The organism is Prosthecobacter sp. (genome assembly GCF_044236155.1).
GTDB lineage: Bacteria > Verrucomicrobiota > Verrucomicrobiia > Verrucomicrobiales > Verrucomicrobiaceae > Prosthecobacter.
Genome location: NZ_JBIIHA010000025.1, coordinates 63,813 through 78,274, shown reverse-complemented (window position 1 = coordinate 78,274; position 14,462 = coordinate 63,813). Strand labels below are relative to the sequence as shown.

At 60.7% G+C, this 14,462-nt stretch carries 12 protein-coding genes; 8 read left to right on the top strand and 4 right to left on the bottom strand.

Annotation, left to right across the window (positions count from 1 at the left end):
* Window positions 1-169: 169 nt before the first annotated feature.
* The 5 genes from ACILSE_RS18440 to fdhF all read left to right on the top strand — a co-directional run bounded on the left by ACILSE_RS18440 (window position 170) and on the right by fdhF (window position 7,792).
* Window positions 170-436 (top strand): GlsB/YeaQ/YmgE family stress response membrane protein, encoded by a 267-nt coding sequence (locus ACILSE_RS18440; RefSeq protein WP_395718900.1) that lies wholly within the window; start codon window positions 170-172, stop codon window positions 434-436.
* Between the two features lie 45 nt (window positions 437-481).
* Complete coding sequence (locus ACILSE_RS18435; protein WP_395718899.1) at window positions 482-2,647, top strand: NfeD family protein; 2,166 nt, start codon at window positions 482-484, stop codon at window positions 2,645-2,647.
* Between the two features lie 55 nt (window positions 2,648-2,702).
* Complete coding sequence (locus ACILSE_RS18430) at window positions 2,703-4,367, top strand: NADH-ubiquinone oxidoreductase-F iron-sulfur binding region domain-containing protein (RefSeq protein ID WP_395718898.1); 1,665 nt, start codon at window positions 2,703-2,705, stop codon at window positions 4,365-4,367.
* Window positions 4,368-4,370: 3 nt separating this feature from the next.
* Window positions 4,371-4,913, top strand: coding sequence for a hypothetical protein (locus ACILSE_RS18425; protein WP_395718897.1), 543 nt, complete (start codon window positions 4,371-4,373; stop codon window positions 4,911-4,913).
* A gap of 119 nt (window positions 4,914-5,032) precedes the next feature.
* On the top strand, window positions 5,033-7,792 hold the full coding sequence (gene fdhF / locus ACILSE_RS18420) for a formate dehydrogenase subunit alpha (protein ID WP_395718896.1): 2,760 nt from the start codon (window positions 5,033-5,035) through the stop codon (window positions 7,790-7,792).
* 8 nt (window positions 7,793-7,800) lie between these two features.
* Here the strand turns inward: fdhF and ACILSE_RS18415 are convergent, their stop codons facing one another.
* On the bottom strand, window positions 7,801-9,069 hold the full coding sequence (locus ACILSE_RS18415; RefSeq protein WP_395718895.1) for an MFS transporter: 1,269 nt from the start codon (window positions 9,067-9,069) through the stop codon (window positions 7,801-7,803).
* A gap of 94 nt (window positions 9,070-9,163) precedes the next feature.
* Between ACILSE_RS18415 and ACILSE_RS18410 the strand changes: the two genes are divergently transcribed.
* Window positions 9,164-9,868: a hypothetical protein gene (locus ACILSE_RS18410; RefSeq protein WP_395718894.1), complete on the top strand. Its 705-nt coding sequence runs from the start codon at window positions 9,164-9,166 to the stop codon at window positions 9,866-9,868.
* Between the two features lie 7 nt (window positions 9,869-9,875).
* The gene (locus ACILSE_RS18405; protein ID WP_395718893.1) at window positions 9,876-10,187 is read left to right on the top strand and encodes a YkgJ family cysteine cluster protein; all 312 of its coding nucleotides are present in this window, start codon (window positions 9,876-9,878) and stop codon (window positions 10,185-10,187) included.
* Between the two features lie 264 nt (window positions 10,188-10,451).
* Here the strand turns inward: ACILSE_RS18405 and ACILSE_RS18400 are convergent, their stop codons facing one another.
* On the bottom strand, window positions 10,452-11,498 hold the full coding sequence (locus ACILSE_RS18400) for a Gfo/Idh/MocA family protein (RefSeq protein WP_395718892.1): 1,047 nt from the start codon (window positions 11,496-11,498) through the stop codon (window positions 10,452-10,454).
* 1 nt (window position 11,499) lies between these two features.
* The gene (locus ACILSE_RS18395; RefSeq protein ID WP_395718891.1) at window positions 11,500-12,651 is read right to left on the bottom strand and encodes an LLM class flavin-dependent oxidoreductase; all 1,152 of its coding nucleotides are present in this window, start codon (window positions 12,649-12,651) and stop codon (window positions 11,500-11,502) included.
* Between the two features lie 100 nt (window positions 12,652-12,751).
* Here ACILSE_RS18395 and ACILSE_RS18390 point away from each other — a divergent pair, with 100 nt between their 5' ends.
* Window positions 12,752-13,855: an ROK family protein gene (locus tag ACILSE_RS18390; RefSeq protein WP_395718890.1), complete on the top strand. Its 1,104-nt coding sequence runs from the start codon at window positions 12,752-12,754 to the stop codon at window positions 13,853-13,855.
* A gap of 72 nt (window positions 13,856-13,927) precedes the next feature.
* Here ACILSE_RS18390 and ACILSE_RS18385 read toward each other — a convergent pair whose 3' ends face one another.
* The gene (locus ACILSE_RS18385; protein ID WP_395718889.1) at window positions 13,928-14,305 is read right to left on the bottom strand and encodes a rhodanese-like domain-containing protein; all 378 of its coding nucleotides are present in this window, start codon (window positions 14,303-14,305) and stop codon (window positions 13,928-13,930) included.
* Window positions 14,306-14,462 lie beyond the last annotated feature (157 nt).

Below are 14,462 nucleotides of genomic sequence, written 5' to 3'. Positions count from 1 at the left end.
TCTATTGCAGCGCCGCGAAGTGTGACGCCAGCCGTCATGTGCTGGAGCGTCTCAAGCAACTGCTGCCGATCGAGAACGCCTTCGTGCTCAAAGGCGGCTGGAAGGCTTGGCAGGCTGCGGGGAAATGGAATTGACCGGGTGTGGTCCTTCTCGCTAGCCTGAGTGTCTTATGCTTCAATCACTTCTCATCTGGTCCGTGCTCGGATTCGTCGCCGGCATGCTCGCCAAGCTTATCATGCCGGGCAGACAGGGCATCAATCCCATCACCACGGTGCTCCTTGGCATCATCGGCAGTGTTATCGGCGGTTATCTCGGCTCCTTGCTGGGCATTGGCGACGCTTCAGGCAGCTTCAGCCTCAAGGGCATCGCTGTCGCTGTTGGCGGGGCGTTGCTGCTGATGTATGTCTGGCGTCTGCTGTTCGGCAAAAAAGGCTGACTTCCTGCCGGTTGCGATGTCGCATGCGCGAACGTAGTCTCCGGCATGCAACCACTTCGCATCTTCCTGCTGGCTCTCATCGCGGTCTGGCCTCTTTGCGCGGTTGAACCCGCGCTGTCCGGCAAGATCACGCGTGTGGCCGTCACTGATTCCGACCTCGATGACCTGCGGCGCTGGCAGGCACTGCGAAACTGGATGGATGAGGCCGTCAAACAGGGCGCGTCCGGCTTGATCCTCGAACTGCACGTCACGCAAAGCCCTGCGCAGGCCGCGCTGCCGCTCGCGGAGGAGATCGCGCGCCTCAAGATCAAAACACAGGCCTTTGTGAACACGTCCGCCATCGGTGGCGGTGCATTGCTGGCACTGGCCTGCGACGAAATCTGGATGACACCAGGTTCACGCATCGGAGCGGCTCCGCCGAAGGTGACGGTGGACGAGTCCCTCTCACAGAAGGCCCAGGACACCATCCTGGCCGAGGCGCTGGCCGTTTTGAAGGCTGGCGTGCGCAGTTTGTGCAAATTGAAGGGCCACCGGCCCGAGCTTGCCGAGGCGTTTGTGGACCGCGAGAAAGGCCTGGCGGTCGGAAACACCACGATCGCTGAAAAGGGCGAGCTTTTGCTACTCGACGCGGACTCAGCGGTGCAGCCTGTCGATGGCCGTCCGCTGCTCGCGCGGGCCGTGATCAGCGATGTCGGTGCGCTGGCGAAATCTGCCACGCCTTCCGGCGCGCTCGTCACGCTCGACGCGGCTTGGTTTGAGATGCAGGGAGGGAAAACGGCGGAAACCAAGCCCGCAGTCGAACCCGAGCCTCAACCACCCGCCGTGCCGAAAAAGCCCGTGATTGAGCGCGCCGAAAGCTACGCGGGCAAGATCGTCGTCATTCCCGTTGGCGAGGACGATTTGATCATCCCCGCAAGGTTTGAGTTCATGAAGCGAACGCTCAACCTTTGCAACGAGCAAGGCGCTGAGGCGGTGGTCTTCGATTTGGACACACCCGGTGGACTCGCCTGGGACACGATCACGCTGATGATGAAGGATCTGCAAAATCTCAAGACGCGCAGCCTCGCTTTCGTCAACACGCGTGCCATTTCCGCCGGCGCATTGATCGCGATGGCCACGGACGCGATCTACATGGCTCCCGCGAGCGCCATCGGTGCCTCAACGCCAGTTTCCGGTGATGGCTCGCCGCTGGCCGAGGCCGAGCGCGCGAAGAACAACTCCGCCTTCATGGGCATGGCACGCACTGTGGTGCGCGAAAAAGGCCACGATGTGCGCATCATCGAGGGAATGATCGACATGGACCGCGGACTGGTCATCAACGGACGCGTCATCATCCCGAAGGGGGAGATTGTCACGCTCGACTCCGAGCAGGCCACGATGCTCATCGACGGCAAGCCACTTCTCGCGAAGGGAATCGCGAAAAGCATCGAGGAGATCAAGCGGCGTGAGGCATTGAAAGGCGAGGTCATCACCGCCGAGCCGACCGGCTTCGAGATGATCGCCATCTGGGTCACGCGTTACGCCGCCATCCTGATTCTGATCGGTCTGGCCGGAGGCTACCTGGAAATGCAGACACCCGGTTTTGGCGTCCCGGGCATCATTGCCGCAGGCGCGTTCCTGCTGTTCTTCTTCGGACACTACGTCGCCGGCAGCCTGGCAGGGAAGGAGACCATGGTGGTGGCCGCCATTTTCATACTCGGCATCGTTTTGATCGGTGTGGAACTGCTCGCGGCACCAGGGACCATCCTTCCTGGGCTCCTGGGCTTTCTTTGCGTGATGGTGGCACTTGTTTACGCCATGTCCGGCTGGGAAATCGCGCCGCCAAGTGGCGAGATGCCCGCATCTGGCGGTTTTTCCTTCAACTGGGCCGCCTACGCGACCGGATTCCGCAACTTTGCCCTCGGTGTGACCGGTGCCGCCGTGATCATCACACTGCTCTGCCTCTGGCTGCCGGACTTGCGTCCCTTCCGCGCTCTTGTGTTGCAAAGCTCCGCCGGCGGCACCTTGAACGATGCCCCGGCCATGCAGGCTGCCGCAAAGGCGAAGGTCGGAGACAGCGGCACCACCCGCAGCGCTCTGCGCCCCTACGGCACCATCGAACTCGGCGGCCTTCTCATCGAGGCGATGGCGGAGGGCGATTACGTCCAAAGTGGCACCCCGGTCCGCGTACGGGAGATTCGGGGTGAAAAGATCATCGTTGAGGCAGTCTAGGCGTTACTTTGCGCAAAGCCCTGGGTAAATTCAGCGTTAAATCGCAGACACAACCATGTCCAAAAACCTCAGCGCCCTCTCTTTCCGTAAAGGAGTCGAAAAAAATGTCTTCGAACGCATGGTCGATGCCGCCGAAAAACACGGCACGGCCGAAAAGAACGATCTCGTCCACCAGATGGGCCAGGATCACCTGTTTGGCGATGCCATCACGCTCGGCGCGGTGAGCTTCTACGACTTCCTCAAAAAGGAAAACGAAGGGAAGAAGGTCTTCGTCTGCAACGGCAGTGCCTGCTTGTGCGCCGGAACTCAAGACAAGCTCCACCACACGCTGGAAACACACTTCAAGAAAGAAGAGATCGGCCACATCTGCTGCCTAGGCCGCTGCCATGAGGGCGGCGCGTTGCAATTCGGCGGTAAAAACTACTCCGGCCAGTCCGACGCCGCTTTGAGCGACCTTTTCAAGACCAGCAAAGGCGACAGCGAAGATCGCTATGCCGTTGTTTCGCATCTACAGCCCGCGATTCTCACTGCGGAGTTTAAAGGCATCGAAGACTACTACGCGCCCTTCAAGAAGCTCATCACCGAAGGCAATCGCGACGCGCTCGCGGCCGAATTGAAGGACAGCGGCCTGCGGGGTCGTGGTGGCGCGGGTTTCCCACTCTCCATCAAGTGGGCTGGTTGCCGTGCGGCTGAAGGCAAAGTGAAATACGTCGTCTGCAATGCCGACGAAGGCGATCCCGGTGCCTACATCGACAAATACCTCATGGAAAAGCAGCCGCACAGCGTGCTGCTCGGCATGATGGTGGCTGGTTGGTTCGCGGGAGCTGAAACGGGCGTGCTCTACATCCGCGCCGAGTATCCGGACAGCGTCACCATCGTCAACCAAGCCATCGCGGACCTGCATGCGGCCGGATTGCTCGGCCAAAACATTCTCGGCACCGGCTTCAACTTCGCGCTGAAGACCATCAAAGGCGCCGGAGCCTACATCTGCGGTGAGGAAACCGCCCTACTCGCCAGCATCGAAGGCCTGCGTCCCGAAGTGCGCACGCGTCCGCCCTTCCCGGTGAACGAGGGCCTCTACCGCAAGCCCACCATCGTCAACAACGTCGAAACCTTCGCCAACCTCCGCGCCATCCTCACGCTCGGCGGCAAAGGCTACGCTCAAATAGGCACCCCGCAGTCCAGCGGCCCAAAACTGCTCTCGCTCGACAGTCATTTCGTGAAGCCCGGCATCTATGAAGTCGCCATGGGCACGCCGCTGCAAACCGTCATCGACCTCGCCGGTGGCTTCAAAACGAAGATTAAAGCCATTCAAATCGGCGGCCCGCTCGGCGGCATCGTGCCGATGAGCCACATCAGCCAGCTCACCGTCGATTTCGAGAGCTTCAAGAAAGCCGGCTTCCTCCTCGGCCACGCTGGCGTCGTTAGCATCCCGGAGTCGATGCCGATGATCGAATACATCCAGCACCTCTTCCAGTTCACCGCCGACGAAAGCTGCGGCAAATGCTTCCCCTGCCGCCTCGGCAGCACCCGCGGCAAGGAACTCATCGCCAAAGCCCGCGGCGACACCACGTTCAAAATCGACCGCGAACTCATCACCGATCTGCTCGACACCATGGAGCAGACTTCATTGTGTGCGTTGGGTGGTGGTGTGCCGCTGCCGATCAAGAACGCGATTCAGCACTTCGAAGCGGAATTGAAGGACTACTTCAAGCCCTGATCCATGAGCGCCACCCATTTGCTGAGAGCGGTCTTGCAAGCCATGCAAAAGCACGGGCTTGAGGCCATTCTCATCGGCAATGCGGGCGCTGCCATTCACGGGGCTCCGGTCACGACACTCGACTTCGATTTCATGATTCGCGACACGCCGGTGAACATGCGGAAGCTCAAAGCCGTGGCGAAGGAACTCAAGGCCGTCATCCTGCGGCCTTACTACCCGGTTTCAAAGCTCTACCGCATGGTGGATGACGATCTCGGCCTCCAGGTGGATTTTATGCCTGTGGTTGACGGGGTGAAGTCATTCAACAGCCTCCGCTCGCGGGCCTCTCGCGTCATGCTCGAAAACGCGCCGTTGCTGCTCGCCTCGCTGGCGGATATTGTCATCAGTAAACAAGCCGCCGCTCGTCCGCGAGACGTCGCCGTGATGGAAGTCCTTCAACGCACCCTGCATGAGCAAACCAAGTCCCAGTCGCCCCAAAAGTCGCCGTCCGACACGGCAGGAAGTACTCGACGCTCTCAAGGTCGAAAGCGACCATCACCTCACTGATCTCATCCGTCGCCGTCTCGCCATGCCTATCGAGAAACGCATGAATTTCCTGCGCAAACGCCTCCCCGGCGGCGGTTCCTGCCTTTAATCTTTTCTCAAACCTTCAAACGCGCCCAACCATGGTCCAAGATCTCTCCACCCTCACCGCGTTCATCGACGGCGAACCGCATCGTTTTGAAACCGGCGACACGCTGCTCAACTTCATCGACCGCCACAAAGGGCGCGGTTTTGTGCCTACCTTGTGTGATGCGCCGCAGCTCGAGCCGTATGGCGCTTGCCGTGTTTGCAGCGTGGAGGTGGCTTTGCAGGCCGATGGGCCGCGTCGCGTAGTGGCGAGCTGCCACACGCCGATTGCGCCGGGCATGCACATTTACACCGAGAGCCAAAAAGTGCGTCGTTTGCGCAAAAACATCGTCGAACTCGTGCTCACGGACCATCCGCTGGACTGCCTGACCTGCGAGGTGAGTGGAAACTGCGAATTGCAGACCGTGGCGGCCAAGGTGGGCATCCGCGGCGTGCGCTACCCGGCGGGTGCGAACCATCTCGACCGCGCGAAGGATCGCTCGCATCCCTACATGACCAGCGAGCTGTCGAAGTGCATCAACTGCTCCCGCTGCGTGCGTGCTTGCGATGAAATCCAGGGCCAGCATGTGCTCTCGATGCATGGTCGCGGCTTCAACGCGAAGATCATCAAGGGCCTCGACCAGTCCTTCGCGGACTCGGAGTGCGTGAGCTGCGGTGCCTGTGCGCAGGCCTGCCCGACCTCGGCGATCAGTGACGTGTTCTTCTCCAAATCCATCGAGGCCACGAAGAAGACGCGCACCGTGTGCACTTACTGCGGTGTCGGTTGCAATCTGAACGTCGCCACGAAGGGCAACGAGGTGCTCAGCATCCAGGCACCTGTCGATGCCGAGGTGAATCATGCGCACACCTGCCTCAAGGGCCGCTTTGCGTTCAAGTTCTACAACCACAAGGACCGCCTGCGGAAGCCGCTCATTCGCCAAAGCGATGGCAGCTTCAAAGAAAGCACCTGGGACGAGGCTTACGACCACATCGTGGCGAACCTCACTCGCATCAAAAACGAGCACGGCGGCAATGCGGTGGCCGGCATCTCCTCCGCACGCTGCACGAACGAGGAAAACTACCTCATGCAGAAGTTCATCCGGCATGTGATGGGTACGAACAACATCGACTGCTGCGCCCGCGTCTGCCATTCGCCGACCGCCTGGGGCATGCAGAAGTCCTTTGGCACCGGCGCGGCCACGAACAGCTACGAGGACATCGAGCACACGCGCTGCGTCATGGTCATCGGCGCGAATCCCACCGAGGGCCATCCCGTCACCGGCGCACGCCTGAAGCAGCACATCATGAAGGGCACGCCGCTCATCGTGATCGACCCGCGCAAGATCGAGCTCGTGCCTTATGCCAAGCATCACCTCCAGCTCCGCCCCGGCACGAACGTTGCGCTACTGAACATGTTCGCCCGCTGCATTCTTGATGCTGGCTTGGTGAAAACCGAGTTCGTCCGCAAGCGCTGCGAGAACTGGGAAGAGTTCGAAAACGGCCTCAAAGCCCTCGATTTGGCCGAACTGGAAAAAATCACCGGCGTGGCCGTCGAAACCGTCCGCGCCGCCGCCATCGAATACGCCAGCGCGGAGGCCGCCATGAGCTTCCACGGCCTCGGCGTCACCGAGCACGAGCAGGGCGCGAAGACTGTCATGCTCATCTCGAACATCGCCATGATGACAGGTAACATCGGTCGTCCCGGTGTTGGCGTGAACCCGCTGCGCGGTCAAAACAACGTCCAAGGTGCTGCCGACATGGGCTGCCAGCCGCATCAAGGCGCAGGCTACTTTGAGATGAACGATCTCGACGTGCAGAAGCGCTACACCGACTTCTACGGAACGCCCGCGCCCACCGAACCCGGCTGGAAGATCCCGCAGATGTTTGATGCCGCCATCGAAGGCAAATTGAAGGCCCTCTGGCTCATGGGCGAAGATGTCGTCCAGACCGATCCCGATGCCCATCACGTCCGTCACGCCATGGAAAGCCTCGATTTCCTCGTCGTGCAGGAGATTTTCATGACCGAGACCGCGAAGTATGCGCACGTCATCCTCCCCGCGTCCTCCTTCCTCGAAAAGAGCGGCACCTTCACCAATGCCGAGCGCCGCGTGCAGCGCGTGAACGCCACCGTGAAGCCCCTCGAAGGCACCAAGCCCGACGGCCAGATCATGTGCGAAATTTTGCAGCGCTTCGGCTTCCCGCAGGCCGACTACACACCCGATGGCGTGCTCGCCGAGATCGCGAAAATCGTTCCCTTCTTCAAAGGCGCCACCTGGGAAAACCTCGGCGACCAAGGCCTGCAATGGCCCATCAAAGAAGGCGGCATCGACACGCAAATCATGCACCAGGAGCAATTCGCTCGCGGTAAAGGCCACTTCCATTACTTCGACTGGAAGGAGTCCACCGAGCTAAAGACCAACGGCGCTGAGTTCCCCTTCATCCTCACCACCGGCCGCATTTTGGAGCACTACAACTGCGGCACCATGACCCGCCGCACCGGGAACAGCGAGATCGTCGTGCAGGACTACCTCTCCCTCAATCCCGCCGACGCCCAGCGCAAATCCATCCGCACCGGCGACCGCGTCCGCCTCAGCAGCGCCCGCGGCGAAGTCGAGCTCGAAGCTCGCGTCACCGATGAAGTGAAGCCCGGCATCCTCTACACCACCTTCCACTTCCCCGAAGCCATGGTGAACAACGTCACCGGCCAAGGCTGCGACGCCGACACCATGTGCCCCGAATACAAAGTCATCGCCGCCGATGTCGAATTCGTCAGCGCCGGCAAGCCGAAGAAGAAGCGGATGATGGAGATGGTTTAGCGGCCTCGTTACTCCGGCAGTTCCTGCCCCTTTGTTTCGGGCAGGAACTTCAGCACCAGCAGGCCGATTACAAACAGCCCAGACAGCATCGTGATTGCCACGGGAAGATCGAAGGCGGCTTTGAGCTTGCCTGATGTGAAAAGAATCGGCGCGGCGAGAAGGCGGCCGGTGTTGAAGCAAAAGCTCGATGCTGTGGCCCGAAGGTGATCGGGGAAAAGCTCCGGAAAATAAACCGCGAAGCCGGCGTGGATGCTCAGCGTGACAAATCCCATCACCGGCAGCGCGACGAGCATCTGCCAGTGTGTTTGCGGCAGGAAGCAGACGATCGGGATCACGATGAGCGAGAGCATCTGCATCAGATAGAAGGTGCGCTTGCGACCGATGCGCTCGCAGATCGGTCCGAAGGCCAGCATGCCCAAACCGCCGCCGGTGGCTTGCACGATGCCGTAGGCGAATTTGGATTCCGCTTCGATGGCCTCCTTAGCCCAGCCGAGCTTGTCGAGCAGATGACTCATCAAATCCTGTCCGGCCACCGTGACGCCCCAGAACGTGCCGAGTCCGACGGCGGCAAGCGTCATGCCGCAGAGCGCACGCAATCGCCATGTCGGATGACTGAACAACTCGCGAAAACTGCCCACGCGATCTCCCATGGACTTCTGCGCGGCTTGCAGACGCTCCGGTTCTTTGATGGAAGCCCGAACCCAAAGAGTGAGCAGCGCCGGAATCACGCCGATGAGATAGCCATAGCGCCAGTTCGCGCCCACCCACATGCCTGTGATGCCCGCGAGCCAGGTGGCGAGCACGCTGGTCGAGTGGAAGATGCCCGAGGCGCGTGCCCGTGCTTCTTTCGGGAATACTTCCGCCACCAGAGCCGCTGCGACGGCCCATTCGCCGCCCACGCCCATCGCCACCAGGAAACGCAGCGTGCAGACATGCCATAAGTCCGTCGCGAAGTAGGTCAGGCCCGAGAAGATCGAGTAGAACAGGATCGTGACGATCATTGTCGGGCTGCGGCCCCAGCGATCCGCCAGCATGCCAAACAACCAGCCGCCGAGCGTGCCGCCGACGAGGAAGAAGCCGAGCACGATGTCGCCCCACTCCTTCACTCCCGCTGAATCCGGCGCCTGCTGCAAAATCTCCGCCAGCATCGCCTTCCGCGTGATGTTGAAGATCTGTCCTTCAAACGCATCGAAGACCCAGCCCAGCGAAGCGACGATGAGCACGAGCCACTGGTAGCGGCTGACGGAGGCGTGCCATTTGGCGGGAGCGGCGTTCATCGTGTGGTGGAAAAAAGAATGACGAAGGAGTAAATCCGAATGACGAGGAAATGCAGAAACCAGAACGTCGAAAAAGAGCCGCTTTCTCCTGATCATGCCATCGCCCGCCTATTTGCCTGAATCACATGTTCGCGTGGTTGGCAGTTTTGAGGAGCTCATCGCCACGCCCTTCAGCGATGGTGTGAACGCGTTGTGCTGGCCGCGCATGCTGGACGGCGATTTCGGCGAGGTCGCGGCCTTGCTCGGTCTGGAGCGGGGGATCACGATTTTGGATCCCGGAACGCTTCACGCATTGCCCTTGAGTCCTGCGGGCCAAAAAGCTGTCGAGATGATGCTCGCAGATCATCGTCTGCTCAGCGAGCACGGGCTCGAGCCTGTGTTGAACGGCATCAACGGCTATGTGCAGCCGGAGGAGACCGGCCCCGTGCGCACGGATGTCTGCTCCTGGCATGCCGACAGCGCCACCGCCGAGGTGGACACCTGGCTGTGCACCTATCATGGCGAATCTTCCGAGGGTTTGCCGAATGAGCAGGCGGTGCGGCGCATCGATGTGCCGGAGACACGGGCGCTGCTCCTGGAAAGTTACGGCGGAGTGGATGACGAAGGCTTTTGCGAATGGTTGAATGACCGATACTACGATCTGCACTACGTTCCGCTCCCACATGCGAAGCCGTATTCGTTCGGCGTCGGTAATTTATGGCGTGTCGCCACGCTGCATGACGGATGCGTGGTGCCGCCCTGTGTTCATCGCGCGCCAGATCCGGTTCCGGGGAAGACGCGGCTGCTTCTCATCAGTTGATCGAGCCATGCCTGTCGATTCTTCCATCTGCCAAAGCTGCGGAGCGTGCTGCGCGAATTACCGCGTTTCGTTTTACTGGCAGGAGGCGGAGCAGCGCGGCCTTGATGCGGCGACACTTGTGCAAGTGAGCCCGTTTCAGGTGTGTTTCAGCGGCACGGAGCGGAAACCGGCGCGCTGTGTGAATCTCGATGGCAAAATCGGCGGCTGTGTTTCCTGCCGCATCTACGCTCGAAGGCCCACGCCATGCCGCAGCGTGGAGATCGGCGATGAAAAGTGTCTCCAAGCCCGTGTAGCGCATGGTTTGGGACCGCTGAAGTAGCGTGTCTGTGCCGATGGCGGCAATGATGTCGCAAGCCGGAGGCATGCGCTACGCTGGCAGCGTCGTGCCCGGAACCGCCACGGGATACCAACCTTCTGCATCCGGTTTCACCGGAGGTTCGGTGTTCCAGGTGAGGTTGTCGGGAGCGAGAATTTCTTTGGAGTTCATAGCCTGTTGCCGCGGCAAGGGCATGTGTGGCGGCGGTCATAGACGCTGCCGAGGTCGTGGTGAGAAAATGGCGGCGTGTGTTCATGCCGGCAGTTTTCAAAACTTCAGCATCTCGCCCACGGGAAGCGGTTTGTTCTGGCGGATGGATTCCTCGGCCACGAGGCACAATCCGGCGCTCCAAAGGCCGTCGAGGCCGGTGGCGGCGGGCTTTTTGCCGGTGCGCACCATTTCGACGCATTGGGCGATCTCCTCGCGCAACTCAAAGACCTCGCCGCTGTGCTTGTCGAGTTTCACGGTTTCGAGTTTGTCGCCATCGAAGACCTTGAGGAAATATTCAGGCTCAAGCGTGCGATCCAGGGCGCCGCTCCAAGCGGCCCACAAGGCACCCTTGGTGCCGCTGACTTTGACAGTTTGATGATGCTCAAAAGCCGCGAGCGTTTGCGAGACCACGGCGTAGCTGCCGTTCGCGTATTTGAACATGGCGCTGAAGTTGTCGAAGAGCGTGGGACGCTGCGGGTCGCGTGAGTTGCCGTAGGCGTGCAACTCCACGGGATCACCACTGCTTTCGAGATACCAGCGGGCGAGGTCGAAGAAGTGTATGGGCTCCTCCAGCACCCAGCTCCCAACGCGGTTCTGATCATAGCGCCAGCCCGAGGCCCCGAGGCGGTAAGGTTTTCGTGAGAGTTCGACGAGGACGTATTGCGGATCGCCGATGGTGCCCGCGTCGATGATTTCCTTGATGCGGCCCCATTGGCTGGAGAGACGCAATTCATGTCCGACGGCGAGATGCATGCCGTATTGACGCGCTCCGGCAACGATGGCCTTGCAATCATCAAGTGTGATGGCCATGGGCTTCTCCAAAAGGACGTGTTTGCCCTTCTGCATCGCCGCGAGGGCGATTTCGCGATGCGTATGACTTGGCGTGACGATGTCGATGATGTCGAACTCTGCCTGCGCGATCATTTCGAGGCTGTCAGCGAAGATTTTAGCATCAGGATACAGCTTGCTAGCTTCTTCACGCGACGCATCTGAAGGCGCGGTGATGGCGGCGAGCTTGGCGTCCGGGTTTCCGGCGATGGATTGGGCATGGAATTTGCCCCAGGCGCCGAATCCGGCGAGAGCGAAGCGAACGGGTGATGACATATCAACGACGAGGAGCGGTGGTCAGCGGGGTGACAGGATTGGGAACGAGGCGGCCTTGGAGTTCGTTCAGGCGGCAAGTCGGCAGCCTGGGGAGCACATGTTTGGCGAAAAGATCGCACTCGTCGAGGTGCGGGTAGCCACTCAGAATGAAAGCGCGGATGCCCATGTCCATGTAGCGGTTGAGTTTTGCCAGCACTTGATCGGGGTCGCCGACGATGGCGCTGGCGCAGCCGCTGCGTGCGAGGCCGATGCCGCTCCAGAGATGATCCTCTATGTAGAGGTCTTTGCTTTGAGCACGGAGCTCGTCCTGGCGCCTCACTCCTGCGCTCTGGCTGTCCTGCGAGCGGGCCTTGATCTCCGCGCCTTTTTCAGCGGTGAGCTTTGAAATAAGGCGGTCGGCAGCAGCCCGGGCTTCGGCCTCTGTTTCACGCACGATGATGTGCCCGCGGAAGCCGAAGTCGATCTGGCGTCCGTAGCCGGCGGCTTTTTCCGACATGCCGCGCATGGTTTCAGCGATGCGGTCCTCAGTCTCGGGCCACATCAGGAACACATCGCAATGCTTCGCGCACAAATCCTGCGCGGCAGGCGAGATGCCGCCGAAGTACATGAGCGGGCCGCCGTTTTGCTGGTAGGGTTTTGCCGGTTCGGTCGTGGGCAGGCTGATTTGATAAAACTCGCCCTTCCATTCAAAGGGGCCGTCGGTGAGCCAGAGGGCCTGGAGGATCTGGATGATCTCGCTGGCACGGGCGTAGCGCGTTTCGTTGCTCTCCTTGATGCCCGGCATGTCGGAGGAGATGATGTTGATGCACAGGCGGCCTTTGGCGATGTGATCGACCGTGGCAAGGGCGCGCGCGAGCATTGGCGGCAAGACCTCACCCATGCGGAGCGCGACGAGCTGGTTGATCTGCTTTGTCTGAGGAGCCATGGCAGCGGCGAAGGCCAGCGCGTCCTGCCCGGCGATCCAGCCCGATGGGAGGAGGATGTTTTGATAGCCGAGTGCGTCGGCCTTTTTCACAATGTCGCCGCAGTGCTCGTAGTTGGAGCGCAGGGAGCCATCGGGAACCCCGAGAAATTCATAGTCATCGGAGCAGAGGGCGGAAAACCAGGCGACTTCACATTGTCTGGCGGGAGTGCGGATCGGGAGTGAAGTCATAAGAAATTTTTTTGATGACGATGCATTGATCCTGCTAGACAGAAGGTCAGGCAACAGGCTTTTTATTTGAATGCGAAAAAATCCGGTCTTCCAACATGAAATGCTTGGTTCCGCCATTCTGAAGGTGCGCAGCGGCCGTGCCACTTCCCGCACGCTGCTGGCGAAGGAACTGGGGATTTCCCCCTCCACGATCGGGCTTTATGTGGACCGTTTGATCGCGGAAGGCTTCCTTAACGAGTCAGGGCTCAATCAAGGCCCCATGGGAAGGCCGAGACGCCTGCTGACCACCTGCGCTGAGGCGGGCTGGTTCGCGGGGATTGAGTTCAATGCCGAGCGAATCCAAGCCGTCGGTGTGGATTTCTCCGGCCGTGCGAGCGCTGCCGAGTCACGACCGTTGCCAGCGGAAGTGAAGGCGGAACTGGTGATCGAGGAAATCCTCGAGTGCGTGCAGAGCCTCTCCCGTTCTATGCGCGGACCACTGCTTTCCTTGGGGCTGGGAATTCCAGGATTGGTGGATGCCCAAGCTGGTGTGGGGCTGCTTTATGCGTTTATTCCTGACTGGAAAGACATTCCGGTGTCCGAAAAGATCGGTTCGAAGCTCAAGGTGCCGGTTATCTTGCAGAACAATCTGCGGGCCATTGCGCTTGCGGAGCGCTGGTTCGGGCTGGGACATGATTTGAGTCATTATGTGATTCTCGGGCCGCGCAGCGGGTTTGGCATCGCCATGGTGCAGGGCGGCTTGTTGGTGGAAGGAGCGCACCGGGCTGCGGGCGAGATCGGGCGCTGGCCGTGGCCTTTGGACGGTGCTTCAGGAAAAAATCAAGAGCTGCATCACGCGCTCAGCGCTTCGGCGACCTGGCGGCGGCTCGCGGGCGTCGGTCCGCAGGAAAAGCTCCCGCCGGATCTGCGTGCCGCTCTGGCCTCGTGCGCGGACATCAAAGGCCAAGTTTGGGACGAGGTGTGCGCGGATTACGCCCGTGTGATCGGCTGTCTGCAAATGATCGCCGATTCCGGAGTTTTCATCCTGCACGGCCCGCTGACCATGCTGGGTAACCGCTTCTGCGATGACATCGTGTCCGCCGCTTACGAGATGATGCCCGCCCTATCGACGGTGCCGCTAAAGGTGGTGCCTTCGTCCCTGGGGGATGATGCGGGAGCACTCGGCGCGGCGAGTCTGGCGATGGAGGCATGGTCGCCGCCCTGAAGAGTGCGCGGACATGAAAAAAGCCGGACGCCTGCTGGGCAGGCATCCGGCTCGGAGGAAGGAGACGAGGAATTACTTCTCGAGAGCTTCTTTTGCGGCCTTCCAGCCGGAGATGCCGGCGGAGAGGTGCTTCACGTTGGTGTAGCCGAGCTGGCTGGCGGCGTTTGCGGCAGCTTTGTAGGCGCTGCAGGCAGGGCCGCCGCAGTAGGCGACGACGAGGGCTCCCTTGTCAGAGGGAAGCACGCTGGCGAGGCTGTCTTTCTGGGCGGCGAAGTTGATCGCGCCGGGGATGTGGCCGTTGGCGTAAGAGGCGGCTCCGTTCACGTCGATGACGGTGACCTTCTTGTCAGCGATGGCCTGCTTGAGGTCGGCGATGCTGATGTCCGGGAATTCGGCGGCGAATCCGACGGAGGCGACGAGCGCGAAGGCAAGGGCGATGAGTTTCTTCATGATGGAATAGGTGTTGGGTTGAGTTGGGTTTGCGCTGGTTGGCTGCGCGCGGCAGCGGCCCCGTCTTCCGGGGCAAAGGGTTCAGTTTCGGTCAGAGGTGGTCATTGGAGACGGGCTTGTGACGCGCAACACGGCCCGGTTATTCCGCAAAAAGAGG